This window comes from Streptomyces sp. NPDC005374 (assembly GCF_042872225.1).
GTDB lineage: Bacteria > Actinomycetota > Actinomycetes > Streptomycetales > Streptomycetaceae > Streptomyces.
Window position 1 is genome coordinate 38,996 of the sequence record NZ_JBIAKA010000016.1, and the last position, 14,893, is coordinate 53,888.

Annotated in this window: 11 protein-coding genes; 10 read left to right on the forward strand and 1 reads right to left on the reverse strand. The window is 72.8% G+C overall.

Annotated features, from left to right (window positions below):
• The first annotated feature begins 77 nt into the window (after window positions 1-77).
• Window positions 78-767, forward strand: coding sequence for a response regulator (locus tag ACFYRX_RS34030; protein WP_389108234.1), 690 nt, complete (start codon window positions 78-80; stop codon window positions 765-767).
• Between the two features lie 41 nt (window positions 768-808).
• Window positions 809-1,996 (forward strand): cytochrome P450, encoded by a 1,188-nt coding sequence (locus ACFYRX_RS34035; RefSeq protein ID WP_389108237.1) that lies wholly within the window; start codon window positions 809-811, stop codon window positions 1,994-1,996.
• A 34-nt stretch (window positions 1,997-2,030) separates the two neighbouring features.
• Here ACFYRX_RS34035 and ACFYRX_RS34040 read toward each other — a convergent pair whose 3' ends face one another.
• Window positions 2,031-3,053 (reverse strand): Gfo/Idh/MocA family oxidoreductase, encoded by a 1,023-nt coding sequence (locus tag ACFYRX_RS34040; RefSeq protein ID WP_389108240.1) that lies wholly within the window; start codon window positions 3,051-3,053, stop codon window positions 2,031-2,033.
• 130 nt (window positions 3,054-3,183) lie between these two features.
• Here ACFYRX_RS34040 and ACFYRX_RS34045 point away from each other — a divergent pair, with 130 nt between their 5' ends.
• From ACFYRX_RS34045 to ACFYRX_RS34080, 8 genes are all read left to right on the forward strand, one after another.
• Window positions 3,184-3,921 carry a GntR family transcriptional regulator gene (locus ACFYRX_RS34045; protein WP_389108243.1) on the forward strand — a complete coding sequence of 246 codons (738 nt, stop codon included), beginning with the start codon at window positions 3,184-3,186 and terminating at the stop codon, window positions 3,919-3,921.
• A 119-nt stretch (window positions 3,922-4,040) separates the two neighbouring features.
• Complete coding sequence (locus ACFYRX_RS34050; protein WP_389108246.1) at window positions 4,041-5,189, forward strand: ROK family glucokinase; 1,149 nt, start codon at window positions 4,041-4,043, stop codon at window positions 5,187-5,189.
• Window positions 5,186-5,770, forward strand: coding sequence for a sugar kinase (locus ACFYRX_RS34055; protein WP_389108251.1), 585 nt, complete (start codon window positions 5,186-5,188; stop codon window positions 5,768-5,770). Before ACFYRX_RS34050 ends, ACFYRX_RS34055 begins: the two co-directional genes overlap by 4 nt.
• A gap of 110 nt (window positions 5,771-5,880) precedes the next feature.
• On the forward strand, window positions 5,881-8,736 hold the full coding sequence (locus tag ACFYRX_RS34060) for a DEAD/DEAH box helicase (RefSeq protein ID WP_389108253.1): 2,856 nt from the start codon (window positions 5,881-5,883) through the stop codon (window positions 8,734-8,736).
• A gap of 650 nt (window positions 8,737-9,386) precedes the next feature.
• Window positions 9,387-11,384, forward strand: coding sequence for an SWIM zinc finger family protein (locus ACFYRX_RS34065; RefSeq protein ID WP_389108256.1), 1,998 nt, complete (start codon window positions 9,387-9,389; stop codon window positions 11,382-11,384).
• A 153-nt stretch (window positions 11,385-11,537) separates the two neighbouring features.
• Entirely contained in the window at window positions 11,538-12,839 is a 1,302-nt protein-coding gene (pcaC, locus tag ACFYRX_RS34070; protein ID WP_389108258.1) for a 4-carboxymuconolactone decarboxylase, read from the forward strand.
• 33 nt (window positions 12,840-12,872) lie between these two features.
• Complete coding sequence (locus ACFYRX_RS34075) at window positions 12,873-13,508, forward strand: MBL fold metallo-hydrolase (protein WP_389108259.1); 636 nt, start codon at window positions 12,873-12,875, stop codon at window positions 13,506-13,508.
• Between the two features lie 30 nt (window positions 13,509-13,538).
• The gene (locus tag ACFYRX_RS34080; protein ID WP_389108262.1) at window positions 13,539-14,318 is read left to right on the forward strand and encodes an exodeoxyribonuclease III; all 780 of its coding nucleotides are present in this window, start codon (window positions 13,539-13,541) and stop codon (window positions 14,316-14,318) included.
• Window positions 14,319-14,893: the final 575 nt, after the last annotated feature.

The window sequence follows — 14,893 nt, forward strand, 5'->3', positions numbered from 1 at the left end:
GAGCAGGGTCCCGCGGGCGCAACTCACCGGCCCGCAAAGGTGATTGCACCCCGCCCCACCGTGATTACGTAAGACCCATGACTGCGATCAGACTGCTCCTCGTCGACGACGACCCCCTCGTCCGGGCCGGCCTGTCCCTGATGATGGGCGGCGCCGACGACATCGAGATCGTCGGTGAGGCGGCGGACGGCGCCGAGGTCGAGGCCGCCGTCGACCGGACCCGTCCGGACGTCGTCCTCATGGACATCCGGATGCCGTCCGTGGACGGCCTGACGGCCACCGAGCGGCTGCGCGGACGGCCCGACGCCCCGCAGGTCGTCGTCCTGACCACGTTCCACGCCGACGAGCAGGTGCTGCGCGCCCTGCGCGCGGGGGCCGCGGGATTCGTCCTCAAGGACACCCGGCCCGCCGAGATCCTCGCCGCCGTCCGCCGCGTCGCGGCCGGTGACCCGGTCCTGTCGCCCACCGTCACCCGCCAGCTGATGGAGCACGCCGCCGGTACCGCCACCGACACCCGGCGCGCACGTGCACGCGCGCGTGTCGCCGTCCTCAACGACCGCGAACGCGAGGTCGCCGTCGCGGTGGGCCAGGGCCTGTCCAACGCCGAGATCGCGGCCGCCCTGTACATGAGCGTCGCCACCGTCAAGACCCACGTGTCCCGCGTCCTGGCCAAGCTCGACCTCAACAACCGAGTGCAGATCGCCCTGTTGACGTACGACGCGGGGCTCCTGGAGGACGACCAGGATTCCGGCGGGCCCGGGCACTAGCCGGCGGCCGCGCACGTTGACGGGGTGAAGGGGGAGCTTTCATGACTGAAGAAGTGATCGACCTCGGGGGATACGGCGACGCGTTCCGCGGCGACCCGCACCCCGTGTACGCCGAGTTGCGTGCCCTCGGCCCCGTCCACCGTGTGCGACCACCCGGCTCCGACGCCGGCTACTCGACCTGGCTCGTCGTCGGCCACGAGGAGGCGCGCGCCGCGCTCGCCGACCCACGGCTGGCCAAGGACGGCCGCAGGATCGGCGTGCTGTTCCACGACGAGGAGCTGATCGGCCGCCATCTGCTGGGCAGCGATCCGCCCGAGCACACCCGGCTGCGCGGCCTGGTCTCCCGCGCCTTCACCATGCGCCGGGTGGAGCGGCTGCGGCCCAGGATCCAGGAGATCACCGACGACCTCCTCGACACGATGCTGCCGCACGGCCGCGCCGACCTGGTCCAGTCCCTCGCCTACCCGCTGCCGATCACCGTGATCTGCGAACTGCTCGGCGTGCCCGAGATGGACCGCACGGAGTTCCGCAAGCTGTCGACGGAGGTCGTGGCCCCCGCCAGTTCCGAGAGTTCGTACGACGCCGTCCAGCGCCTCGGCGAGTACCTGACCGAGCTCATCGAGGACAAGCGGTGCGCCGGGCCGAGCGACGACCTGCTCGGCGACCTCATCCGCACGACCGCCGAGGACGGCGACCGGCTCTCCCCGGCGGAGCTGCGCGGCATGGCCTTCCTCCTGCTGATCGCCGGCCACGAGACCACGGTCAACCTCATCACCAACGCCGTGCACACCCTGCTCACCCACCCCGGCCAACTCGCTGCCCTGCGCGCCGACATGAGCCTGATCGACGGCGCGGTCGAGGAGGCGCTGCGCTACGAGGGCCCGGTGGAGAACGCGACGTTCCGGTATGCCGTCGAGCCCCTGGAGATCGCGGGACGGGCCGTGGACAGGGGCGACCCGGTGATGATCTGCCTGAGTGCGGCCGACCGCGACGGCTCCCGCTACCCGGCCCCGGACCGCTTCGACCTGCGGCGCGATCCCCGCGGCCACCTCGCCTTCGGGCACGGCATCCACTACTGCCTGGGCGCCCCACTGGCCCGTCTGGAGGCCCGCACGGCGATCCGGACCCTGTTGGACCGCACCCCGGCCCTCGCGCTCGACGGGCCGCCGGGGGAGTGGCTGCCGGGGATGCTGATCAGAGGGGTGCGGAGTCTGCCCGTGCGGTGGTAGGACTCGTCGAGCCGGGTGTCACGGCTCGACGGGTTCAGAACGCGGCCGCGCTCGCGCCGCCCGGGATCTCCGCCAGCCGCACGGCCCGGTGCTCCCGCCGGGACACCTCGCAGGCCTCGGCGATCCGCAGTGCCTGCAACGCCTCCCGCCCGTCGCAGGGGTTCGCTCTCTCGCCCCGGACCACCTCGATGAACGCGGCCAGCTCGGCCTCATAGGCCGGGCCGAAGCGTTCCAGGAACCCCGTCCACGGCTTGTCCGCCGCGGGTGGCCCGGTGGGCTCGGTGGACGCGATGGGCGTGCGGTCGTCCAGGCCCACCACGACCTGGTCCAGCTCGCCGGCGAGCTCCATCCGCACGTCGTACCCGGCGCCGTTCAGCCGAGTCGCCGTGGCCGTCGCGAGGGTCCCGTCGTCGAGCGTGAGCAGGGCCGCCGCGGTGTCCACGTCGCCCGCGGCCCGGAACATCGGCGGACCGGCGTCGGACCCGGCGGCGTACACGTCGACGATCTCGTGCCCGGTCACCCAGCGCAGGATGTCGAAGTCGTGGATCAGGGTGTCCCGGTACAGCCCGCCGGACAGCGGCAGCCACTCGACCGGCGGCGGCGCCTGGTCGGAGGTCAGCGCGCGCACGGTGTGCAGCCGTCCCAGCCGCCCCGAGCGCACGGCCTCCCGCGCCCCCGCGTAACCGGTGTCGAAGCGGCGCTGGAAGCCCATCTGGAGAACCGTTCCGGCTGTCTCCACCTCGGCGATGGCGTGCAGTGTGCCGTTCAGGTCGAGCGCGATGGGCTTCTCGCAGAACACCGGCAGCCCCGAGCGCGCCGCCCGGCCGATCAGCTCGGCGTGGGCCGAGGTGGCCGTGGTGATCACCACGGCGTCCACGCCCCACTTGAAGATCTCGTCGACGCCGGGGGCCGCGGTCTCACCGAGGCGCTGCGCGAGCTCCTGGGCCCGCGCGCCGTTCGCGTCCGTGACTATTAAGGAACCGACCTCCCGATGGCGGCTGAGCGTGTTCGCATGAATGGTGCCGATGCGGCCCGTCCCTATGACCCCGATGCGCATGTGAACAAAATGTGGGCGCAGCCCCCACCCTGTCAATCAGTATGTCCGGACAACCGAACTACACGACTTCCCGTCAACAACGCTCGCAGCTACGCTCGCTCCCGTGCCGAAACCAGAAGTAGACCCGACTGTGACACTCGAGCTCAGTGTCGACCGGAGCAGTCCGGTGCCGTTGTACTTCCAGCTGTCCCAGCAACTGGAGGCCGCGATCGAGCACGGAACCCTCACCCCCGGCAGCCTGCTGGGCAACGAGATCGAGCTCGCCGGCCGGCTCGGCCTGTCCCGGCCCACCGTCCGTCAGGCCATCCAGTCGCTCGTCGACAAGGGCCTCCTCGTGCGCCGCCGCGGAGTCGGCACCCAGGTCGTGCACAGCCAGGTCAAGCGCCCGCTGGAGCTCAGCAGCCTCTACGACGACCTGGAGGCGGCCGGCCAGCGGCCCGCGACGAAGGTCCTCGTCAACACCCTGGTCCCGGCGACCGCGGAGATCGCCGCGGCCCTGGGGGTCGCCGAGGGCGGCGACGTCCACCGGGTGGAACGGCTCCGGCTGGCACACGGTGAGCCGATGGCGTACCTGATCAACTACATCCCGACCGAACTCCTGGACCTGGACACTGTCCAGCTGGAGGCCACGGGCCTGTACCGCATGATGCGCACGGCGGGCATCACCCTCCACAGCGCCCGCCAGACGATCGGTGCGAGAGCGGCGACGGACGCGGAGGCGAATCGCCTGGCGGAGCAGGAGGGCGCCCCCCTGCTCACCATGCAGCGCGTGACCTTCGACGACACGGGCCGAGCGGTCGAATACGGCACACATACCTATCGCCCGACACGCTACTCATTCGAATTCCAGCTACTGGTCCGGCCTTAGGGCCTGTGTGGGGAACCGCGCGCTCAGCCCCCACGCCCCCGCACTCGGCGACGAATCGCGCACCCCCCTTTGCTCCCCCGCTCGGCACCCAGCGTGAGCGTGCGGCAGAATCAGGGCCGATGAGCACCTACGGCAACTTCAGCGCCCCCATAGGCTCCCGCCGCGCCCCCGCCCTGCGGACCGTCGGCACGAGGGAACGCCGCTCACACCTGACCGCACCCCGTGTGCCTACGGTGGGCATCGACATCGGCGGCACCAAGGTCATGGCGGGTGTCGTCGACGCCGACGGCAACATCCTGGAGAAGGTCCGCACGGAGACCCCGGACAAGTCCAAGAGCCCCAAGGTCGTCGAGGACACCATCGTCGAACTGGTCCTGGACCTGTCCGACCGCCACGACGTGCACGCGGTGGGCATCGGCGCGGCCGGCTGGGTCGACGCCGAACGCAACCGGATCCTGTTCGCCCCCCACCTGTCCTGGCGCAACGAGCCGCTGCGGGACCGTATCGCCGGCCGCCTCGCCGTACCGGTCCTGGTCGACAACGACGCCAACACCGCGGCCTGGGCCGAGTGGCGCTTCGGCGCGGGGCGTGGCGAGGACCACCTCGTCATGATCACGCTCGGCACGGGCATCGGCGGCGCGATCCTGGAGGACGGCGCGGTCAAGCGCGGCAAGTACGGCGTCGCCGGCGAGTTCGGCCATATGCAGGTCGTCCCGGGCGGTCACCGCTGCCCGTGCGGCAACCGCGGCTGCTGGGAGCAGTACAGCTCCGGCAACGCGCTGGTCAGGGAGGCCAGGGAGCTGGCCGCCGCCGATTCCCCGGTGGCCTACGGGATCATCGAGCACGTCAAGGGCAACATCGACGAGATCACGGGCCCGATGATCACCGAGCTGGCCCGTGAGGGCGACGCGATGTGCATCGAGCTGCTCCAGGACATCGGCCAGTGGCTCGGCGTCGGCATCGCCAACCTCGCCGCCGCCCTCGACCCGTCCTGCTTCGTCATCGGCGGCGGCGTCAGCGCGGCCGACGACCTGCTGATCGGCCCCGCGCGGGACGCGTTCAAGCGCCAGCTCACCGGGCGTGGCTACCGCCCCGAGGCCCGCATCGCCCGCGCCCAGCTGGGCCCCGAGGCCGGCATGGTCGGCGCCGCCGACCTCGCCCGGCTGGTCGCACGCCGCTTCCGGCGTGCCAACCGGCGCCGGGTGGAGCGGTACGAGCGCTACGAGCGGTACGTGGAGTCCCGCCGGACCTCCCGGGACACCGCATGACGGCATCCCTGCCGCGCCAGGCGACGACGTCCCCGGACGAGCCGGAGCGGCCCACCGAGGACCGCCGCCACATGATCCGCCGCAGGGCCATCACGCTGCTCATCATCGGCCTGCTCATCGGCGTACCGGCCGGCTATCTGGTGATCTCCGCGAACCAGAGTCGCGACAGCGGCAAGGACAAGGAGGCGAAGTACTCGGCGACGGGCCTGACCCCCGACTGGCCGTCGAAGGTCCAGCGCCGCCTCTACCGGGTGCCGGTTCCGCACCCCGCGGACCTGGTCGCCTCCTACGAGACCAACAACTGGAAGACCAGCCGCCTCTACGTCCAGTTCCGCACGACCGACGCGGGCCTTGCCGCCTTCCTCACCGGCATGGGCGTCAGCCGCGCCGACCTGAAGAAGGGCGACATCTCCATCAGTGAACGCGACCAGAAGGTCAGCGGCTGGAAGTTCGACGGCCCGCGCTCCTGGTGGGGTCTGACCCACGCGCAGAAGGACCCGGCGCCCACCCAGGACATCATGGTCAACCTGACCGTGCCGAACGCCCCCAAGGTGTACGTCGTCTCGCGCACCGTCCCGTGACGGGCGCTCCGACGACCGGGCCCCGGCCCGTCGCCGGAGCCGATTGTCAGAGCCCGCCCGTAGAGTCGAAGACGACTGATCCGACACGCGGGCGGGAGGTGACAGGACGTATGAGCGACAGGGCCATGGTGGCCGAGAACGCCGAGAACAGGGCCGAGTGGCACGGGGAGACCGTCCCCGTCCGGTTCGCCGCGGTCTTCCTGCCCGCGCCCCTTCCCCGTGAGGGCCGCATCGCGTTCTGGGACCCCGAGGGCGCGTCGCAGCCCGCCGAGGACACTGCACGCACCGAGCTCACAGTCGTACGACCGCACGGCTCAGGAGTCCGGCGGCGGACCACCCCCGCGTTCACGCTCCCGCTCGGCGACGCCCTGCCGCTCCTGGTCCGGGCCCGGCGCGACCCCGCAGCCCACCCCGCCACCGCCTGCTGGGGCGCTGCCGCTCTGCACGCGCTGCGGCTCACGGCCCGAGGCCGGCTGCTGCCCGGCCTGACCGCCACCGGCCACGACGCCTGGCGGGCGGGCCCGCTGGACCCCGACGACATCGCCCACCTGCGGGCGATCGCCGCCGCCCTGCCCCATGAGGGACATGCGGTCCCGCTGCCCGGCCCGGGCCCGCTCCGGCTGCCCGAACCGGAAGCGCTGGTGCGTTCCTTCCTGGACGCCGTCGCGGACACGCTGCCCCGCACCCCCGCCGCCCCGTTCGCCTCGGGCAGGCCCTTCGCGGCCCGCGCCCCACAGCGGCTGCCGCACGCCCACGACTGGGCCGCGGAGGTCGCCGCCGGCATGGACGCGGGCGTGCGGATCTCGCTCCGGCTGGATCTGTCGGCGTACAACCTGTTCGACGCGGAAGCCGACGGCGTGCGCAGTGCCGGAGCCGCGATCGTCCAGGTGCACAGCCTCGCCGACCCGACCCTGGTGACCGACGCGGCGGCCCTGTGGGCGGGGGAGGCCGACGCCGTCTTCGGACCACGCGCACGCGTGGACGCGGCCCTGGCGGTGCGGCGGGCCGCCCGGGTCTGGCCGCCGCTGGACCGGCTCTGCGAACAGGACGTGCCCGACGTACTGGCCCTGTCCGACGACGAGTTGGGCGATCTGCTCGGCGTGGCCGCGCCCCGGCTCGCGGCGGCCGGAGTGGCGGTGCACTGGCCGCGGGACCTCGCGCAGGACCTCACGGCGGCGGCGGTGGTCCGGTCGGCCCCGGGCTCGGCGACCGACGGCACCGGCTTCTTCGAGAGCGAGGAACTGCTGCAGTTCCGCTGGCAGTTGGCGCTCGGCGGCGACCCGCTCAGCGAAGCCGAGATGGACGCGCTGGCCGAGGCCCACCGGCCCGTCGTACGCCTCAAGGACCAGTGGGTGCTGGTCGACCCCGCCCTCGTCCGCAAGGCCCGCAAGCGCGAACTGGGCCTGCTCGACCCGGTCGACGCGCTCTCCGTCGCCCTCACCGGCAGCGCGGAGGTCGACGGAGAGACTGTGGAGGCGGTGCCCGTCGGTGCGCTCGCCGCCCTGCGCGACCGCCTGACGGCCGGCGTACACCCCGCCGAACCGCCCCCCGGTCTGCACGCCACGCTCCGCGACTACCAACTCCGCGGCCTGGCCTGGCTGGACCTCATGACCTCCCTCGGCCTCGGCGGCTGTCTCGCCGACGACATGGGGCTCGGCAAGACGATCACCCTCATCGCCCTGCACCTGCGCCGGAAGCGCCGCGAACCGACACTCGTGGTCTGCCCCGCCTCCCTGCTGGGCAACTGGCAGCGGGAGATCACCCGGTTCGCTCCCGGCGTCCCCGTGCGCCGCTTCCACGGCACGGACCGCAGTCTGGACGACCTCGACGGCGGCTTCGTCCTCACCACGTACGGCACCATGCGGGCGGCGGCCGCCCGGCTCGCCGAACAGCCCTGGGGCATGGTCGTCGCCGACGAGGCCCAGCACGTCAAGAACCCGTACTCGGCGACCGCCAAGGCCCTGCGTACGATCCCTTCGCCCGCGCGCGTGGCCCTGACCGGCACACCGGTCGAGAACAACCTCTCCGAGCTGTGGGCGCTGCTCGACTGGACGACTCCCGGGCTCCTCGGCCCCCTGAAGTCCTTCCGCGCCCGGCACGCGCGCGCGGTGGAGAACGGCGAGGACGAGGAAGCGGTCACGCGACTGGCCAGGCTCGTCCGGCCGTTCCTCCTGCGCCGCAAGAAGTCCGACCCGGGCATCGTCCCCGAACTGCCGCCCAAGACGGAGACGGACCACCCCGTGCCGCTCACCCGCGAGCAGGCGTCGTTGTACGAGGCGGTGGTGCGCGAGTCGTTGCTGGCGATCGAGACCGCACAGGGCATCGCGCGCAGGGGCCTGGTGCTGAAGTTGCTGGGTGCGCTGAAGCAGATCTGCGACCACCCCGCGCTGTACCTGAAGGAGGAGGTCCCCTCGACGGCGGGCGAGCGACTGGTCGCCCGTTCCGGCAAACTGGCCCTGCTGGACGAGCTGTTGGACACCCTCCTCGCGGAGGACGGGTCGGCCATCGTCTTCACGCAGTACGTGCGGATGGCCCGTCTGATCGCCGCCCACCTCGCCGCCCGCGCGGTACCGGTGGATCTGTTGCACGGTGGTACGCCGGTGCCGGAGCGGGAACGCATGGTGGACCGTTTCCAGAGTGGCGCGATCCCGGTCCTCGTGCTGTCGCTCAAGGCCGCGGGCACCGGCCTCAACCTCACCCGCGCGGGTCATGTCGTCCACTTCGACCGCTGGTGGAACCCGGCGGTGGAGGAACAGGCCACCGACCGTGCCTACCGCATCGGACAGACCCAGCCCGTCCAGGTCCACCGCCTCATCACCGAGGGCACCGTGGAGGACCGCATCGCCGAGATGCTCGAAGCCAAGCGCGCCCTCGCCGACGCGATCCTCGGCTCCGGCGAGTCCGCCCTCACGGAACTCACCGACCGCGAGCTGACCGACCTCGTCTCCCTCAGGAGGCCGACATGACCCCGGGCCCCGCCGACGCCGCCCGCCGGGCCCTGCGGGCGGCAAGGGAGAGGACCGAGGCGGACGGGGCGACGGCCGCCGGGGAGGCCGGCGGGAAAGCACCGGGAGCGGGCACATCTGCGGTGACCGGTGCGGGGAGCCTGGTGACTGAGGGGGACGACGGACTCGGGGCGAGGGAAGACGGGAGTTTCACAGCCGAGAGGGCCGGCGGTTCGGGCGCGGAGGAGCCAGGGGGCCCTGTGGCTGAGGGGGACGACGGTCCCGGGGCGGGAGAGCCCGGGAGCTTCGCGGCCGAGGGGGCCGGCGAGACCGGCGGCCCTGGGACCGAGAACGCGGGCCGCCCCGTCGCAGAGGGAGTGGACTGCTCGGCGGCTGAAGGGGCCGCTCGTCGGCCGACCACGGACGCCGATGCGACGGAGACGCCTGACAGGGAAGCCGATGTGGCGGGGGCGTCTGGTGGGCAAGCCGATGTGGCGGGGCCGTCTGGCAGACAAGCCGATGTGGCGGGGGCGCCCGGGGGCCAAGGCGATGCGACGAGGACGTCTGGTGGGCAAGCCGACGCGACGAGCACGCCCGGTGGGCAAGCCGATGGGACGAGGACGTCTGGTGGGCAAGCTGACGCGACGGGGGCGCCCGGGGGCCAGGCCGATGTGACGGGGACGTCTCGTGGCCGGGGCATTGCGGTCGCGGCGCCCGAAAACGCCGTTACGGCCCCCGCCACAGCTGCAACTACAGTCACGGCCCCTTCCGCAGCCGCGGCGCCCGCCCCCGCGGAGCCGCGACCCGGTGACGCGGCTCGCGCGGCCCTGCGGGGAGCTGTCGCAGCCCGGCGTGCCTCGAACGCAGACGGAGGCGAGGCCACAAGCCAGGCTGACGCGACCGTGGTCGGCGCCCGACCCGCTGCCTCCACCGCTCCCACGGGCAGGGACGCGGATCAGGTCGCCGACACGGCTCCGCCCGCTGCGGCCGCCCACGATGGCGAGCCCGGGCGTCCCGAATCGCGCCCTGCGGATGTCGCCCGCGAAGCGTTGCGTGCGGCACGAAAGAAGCGGGCCGATACGTCAGCCGCCGAGGCCGAGGCCGCACTCGCGCGTCGGTCGCGTCGCACCGCCCCGACCGCGTCCCGGGACCGAACCCGCACCCCGGGCCCCGCCGCCGGTGGCCGGGCCCGTGATGTGCGGGAGCTGCTGGCCGACGCCTTCCGGATGCCTGATGACGTGGCCCTGCCGGAGGAGGTACCCGAGGACAACGGCGTGGCGCGGCAGGGGAGTTCGACCCTGGACACCGACCTCACCGCAGCCGACGCCGCCGCAGCCGAAGCCGACAAGGACTGGCTCCTCCCGGTACCCGTACCCGCCCCGTCCTCCCCCCGTCACCCCCACTCCATGGCCGCCCCTAACCGGGACAACGAGCTGCGCCGCACCTTCCCCGCCTTCACCCCGCGGTCCTCGCAGGACGCCCGCTTCGCCGCCACCTGGTGGGGCAACGCCTGGGTCACCGCGTTGGAGGAGGGCGCCCTGGACGCCAAGAGGCTGTCGCGGGGCTGTGGTTATGCCGAGCGGGGGCATGTGGACGCGATCACCGTGACGCCGGGACTCGTGCTCGCCTACGTGCAGGGGAGCCGCCCGCGGCCGTACCGCGTACAGGTGCGGTTGCGGACGCTCGGCGACGTCGACTGGGACCGGTTCCTGGACCTCGCCGCCGACCGGACCGGACACATTGCCGCGCTGCTCGACAAGGAGATGCCCCAGTCGCTGGCGGAGTGCGGAGTGCCGTTGCTCCCCGGCCCGGGTGACCTCGAACCGCAGTGCAGCTGTCCCGACCGCGGCCACCCCTGCAAGCACGCCGCGGCCCTCTGCTACCAGACCGCGCGCCTGCTCGACGCCGACCCCTTCGTCCTGTTCCTGCTGCGCGGCCGGGGCGAACGCGAACTGCTCGACGCCCTGTCCCGCCTCAGCGCCACCCGGGCGGCACGCGCGGCGCAGGAAAAGGAGCCGGCGCCGCTGCCGGGCGTACGGGCCAGTGAAGCCCTCGCCTCCCGTCGGCTCCCGCCGCTTCCCGCCCCGTTGCCGGTTCCTCCGCACCCGGAGCAGCCACCGGCGTACCCCGCGTCCCCCGGCGGCCCCGACCCCTTCGCCCTGGACCAGCTGGCCACCGACGCCGCCGCCCGCGCCCACGTCCTGCTCGGCACCGGCCAGGACCCCGTGGGCGAACTGACCCTGTGGCAGGACGCCGTACGGCTCGCCGCCGCCCGCCCCGGTTCCGGACTCACCGCGGGCACCCGCGCCCTCTACGCCTCCCTCGCCACCGCTACCGACCACACCCCGGCCGACCTGGCCCGCGCGGTCGCCGCCTGGCGTCAGGGCGGCCCCGAGGGCCTCGCCGTCCTCGAAGAGCCCTGGGACCCGCCGGCCGGCCGCTTCGACCGCGCCAGGCCTCTGCTGCTCGCCGCCGACCTCCCCGCCTTCCGCCCCCGGCGCAACCACCTCACCCACCCCCGCGGCCATGTCCAGCTCCGCCTGGGCCGAGACGGCCTCTGGTACGCCTACGAGTCCGAACCGGGCCACGACGACTGGTGGCCCCGAGGCACCCCGGACCTGGACCCCGTGGGGGCCCTCACGGGCCTGGGCACACCGAACGACCTCTGACACCGCCCGTGCCCGTTCGGGCCGCTCCGCCGAGGAACGGCATGTGAAGCGCCCTGCGGAGGATCTCCGCGAAGTCGCCACAGGGTGGGACGGCTTGGGTGGGGCTGCGACCCAGGGGCGTGGGAATGGGTGAGATGTGAGAGCGTGCTTGACGTGATTGAGACGACGACCCCCGCCCTCCAGTACCGCTTCGACGGCCCGGAAGACGCCCCGGTCCTCGTCCTCGGTCCCTCACTCGGCACGACCTGGCACATGTGGGACCGTCAGGTCCCCGACCTGGTCAAGCAGTGGCGTGTCTTCCGGTTCGACCTGCCCGGGCACGGTGGCGCGCACGCCTACCCGGTGGGTTCCGCGGGCGACCTCGTCGACCGGCTGCTCGCCACGCTCGACCGGTTCGGGGTGCAGCGCTTCGGTTACGCGGGGTGCGCGCTGGGCGGTGCGGTCGGCATGGAGCTGGCGCTGCGCCACCCGGAGCGGCTCGCCTCACTCGCGCTCATCGCCGCCTCGCCGCGTTTCGGCACGGCCGACGAGTTCCGGCAGCGCGGCGTGATTGTACGGACGAACGGGCTCGATCCCATCGCCCGTACATCGCCGGACCGTTGGTTCACCTCCGGGTTCGCCGCCGCTCAGCCCGCGATCACCGAATGGGCCGTGCAGATGGTGCGCACCACCGACCCCGGCTGCTACATCGCGGCCTGCGAGGCGCTCGCCGCGTTCGACGTACGGGCCGACCTCGCGAGCGTCGGAGTGCCGACCCTGGTCCTCGCCGGCTCCGACGACCAGGTCACAGGACCCGCCGAGGCCCGCACCCTGGTCGCGGGCATCCCGGACGCCCGGCTCGCCGTCGTACCCGGCGCCTCCCACCTCGTGCCCGTAGAACAGCCCGCAGCCGTCACCGACCTGCTGGTCAGACACTTCTCCACCGCCTGGCAGCCCGCCTTCGACTCGGCCACCGGCCAGACCGCGATCCCCGCGGCCCCGCTCAAGCCCGTTCTGACGGCCGCGCCGCCGCAGCCCGTGCCGATCGCCGAGATCGCCCCGGCCGTCGTCGAACCGCCGCTGGGCCATGGCCGCCCCGACCCCTACGACGCCGGCATCAAGGTCCGCCGCGAGGTGCTCGGCGACGCGCATGTCGACCGCGCGCTGGCGCAGGCCGACGACTTCTCCGGCGACTTCCAGGAGCTCCTCACCCGCTATGCCTGGGGCGAGGTCTGGGACCGGCCCGGTCTCGACCGCCGCTCGCGCAGCTGTGTCACCCTCACCGCCCTGGTCGCGGGCGGACACCTGGACGAGCTCGCCTTCCACACCCGGGCCGCCCTGCGCAACGGCCTCACGCCCTCCGAGATCAAGGAGGTGCTCCTCCAGGCGGCCGTGTACTGCGGTGTCCCGGCGGCCAACAGCGCGTTCAAGGTGGCCCAGCAGGTCATCCGCGAGGAGACCACCCCCACCGACTGAGCCCGCCGCCCGGCCCGGAGGCAGGATGGACCCATGAAGCTCACGAAGATGTCGCACGCCTGTGTCCGCCTGGAGAAGGACGGACAGACGCTCGTCCTGGACCCCGGGGCCTTCAGCGAGGAGGACGCAGCCCTCGGCGCCGACGCGATCCTTGTCACGCACGAGCACCCCGACCACTTCAGCGAGGACCGGTTGCGCGCCGCTCTGGACGCCAACCCGGCCGCCGAGATCTGGACGCTGCACTCGGTCGCGGAGAAGATCTCGGCCGCCTTCCCGGGCCGCGTGCACACCGTCGGCCACGGCGACACCTTCACCGCCGCCGGCTTCGACGTCCAGGTCCACGGCGAACTGCACGCCGTGATCCACCCGGACATCCCGCGCATCACCAACGTCGGCTACCTCGTCGACGGCGGCAGGGTCTTCCACCCCGGCGACGCCCTCACCGTCCCCGACCACGCCGTCGAGACGCTGATGCTGCCCGTCATGGCCCCCTGGAGCAAGATCTCCGAGGTCATCGACTACGTCCGCGAGGTCAGGCCCCAGCGCGCCTACGACATCCACGACGCCCTCCTCACCGACCTCGCCCGCCCGATCTACGACAACCAGATCGGCGCCCTCGGCGGCGCGGAGCACCTGCGTCTCGCGCCGGGGGAGAGCACGGCACTGTGAGTGTCAGTGCCGCCGGGTAGGTTGTCAGGCATGCGCATCGCGACCTGGAACGTCAACTCGATCACCGCTCGTCTGCCGAGGCTGCTGGCCTGGCTGGAGAGCACCGGCACCGATGTGCTGTGCCTCCAGGAGGCCAAGATCGCCGAGGACCAGTTCCCGTTCGACCAGTTGCGCGACGCGGGATACGAGGCGGCGGTGAACGCGACCGGCCGGTGGAACGGCGTGGCGGTGATCTCCCGGGTGGGCCTGGAGGACGTCGTCAAGGGCCTGCCCGGCGACCCCGGTTACGACGGCGCCCCGGAGCCTCGTGCGATCTCCGCGACCTGCGGCCCGGTGCGGGTCTGGTCGGTGTACGTACCCAACGGCCGCGAGGTCGACCACCCGCACTACGCGTACAAGCTCCAGTGGTTCGAGGCGCTCAGGGCCGCCGTCGCGGGCGACGCCGCGGGCAGCCGCCCCTTCGCGGTCCTGGGCGACTACAACGTGGCGCCGACGGACGACGACGTCTACGACGTGGCCGCCTTCGAGGGCCTCACCCATGTCACCCCGGCCGAGCGCGCCGCCCTGTCCGCCCTGCGCGAGGCGGGCCTGTCGGACGTGGTCCCGCGGCCCCTCAAGTACGACCACCCGTTCACGTACTGGGACTACCGCCAGCTCGGCTTCCCCAAGAACCGCGGCATGCGCATCGACCTGGTGTACGGCAACGAACCGTTCGCGAAGGCCGTCACCGACTCGTACGTCGACCGGGAGGAGCGCAAGGGCAAGGGCGCCTCCGACCACGCGCCGGTCGTGGTCGACCTGGACGTCTAGACGCCCCCGCGCGCCTCACGGCAGCGCCGGGACCACAGACTCCGCCAGCGCGGCAGGACCGGTGTCTCCCGGCTGCGGACGGTCCCCGCTGTCGAAGCCGCACGGCCGGCGCGAACACATGCGGCCCGTCCGCCTCCGGCAGCCGTACCGACGCCACCTCGCGGTCCCGGACCACCGGCACCGTCACGACGTACGGCCGTGCCGTTCCGGCGAGTTGACCCGTGGGAATGTTCACGCACGCCACCGGAAAAGCGAGCGCGTCTCCGCCACCGCTCACGCGCACGCCCTGACCGGCAGTCCGGACGTTGTCGTGAGCGACTGCCCGCCGGTCCGGCCAAGTCGGCGCTGCCGCTTGCATGGTTGAGGATGCGCCCCGCCGTCCAGGCGGCGACGGCGAGGCGCCCGAGCCGTCGAGGTCCGCCTGCTCACCGTGGTTCCAGCCGCTCACCGGAGACCGTGCTGCGAGCAGGGAGAGGATCACCGGATCGACCCAGACATACCGGCGCACAGACGGATCCTCCATCTCGTGAGCGACGAAATGCGCATCGTGGAGCCAAGAAGGCATCGGCGGCAGG

Coding starts and splice junctions, on each gene's coding strand:
- ACFYRX_RS34030 (WP_389108234.1), top strand. CDS start 78: ATGACTGCGATCAGACTGCTCCTCGTCGACGACGACCCCCTCGTCCGG.
- ACFYRX_RS34035 (WP_389108237.1), top strand. CDS start 809: ATGACTGAAGAAGTGATCGACCTCGGGGGATACGGCGACGCGTTCCGC.
- ACFYRX_RS34040 (WP_389108240.1), bottom strand. CDS start 3,053: ATGCGCATCGGGGTCATAGGGACGGGCCGCATCGGCACCATTCATGCG.
- ACFYRX_RS34050 (WP_389108246.1), top strand. CDS start 4,041: ATGAGCACCTACGGCAACTTCAGCGCCCCCATAGGCTCCCGCCGCGCC.
- ACFYRX_RS34055 (WP_389108251.1), top strand. CDS start 5,186: ATGACGGCATCCCTGCCGCGCCAGGCGACGACGTCCCCGGACGAGCCG.
- ACFYRX_RS34060 (WP_389108253.1), top strand. CDS start 5,881: ATGAGCGACAGGGCCATGGTGGCCGAGAACGCCGAGAACAGGGCCGAG.
- ACFYRX_RS34075 (WP_389108259.1), top strand. CDS start 12,873: ATGAAGCTCACGAAGATGTCGCACGCCTGTGTCCGCCTGGAGAAGGAC.
- ACFYRX_RS34080 (WP_389108262.1), top strand. CDS start 13,539: ATGCGCATCGCGACCTGGAACGTCAACTCGATCACCGCTCGTCTGCCG.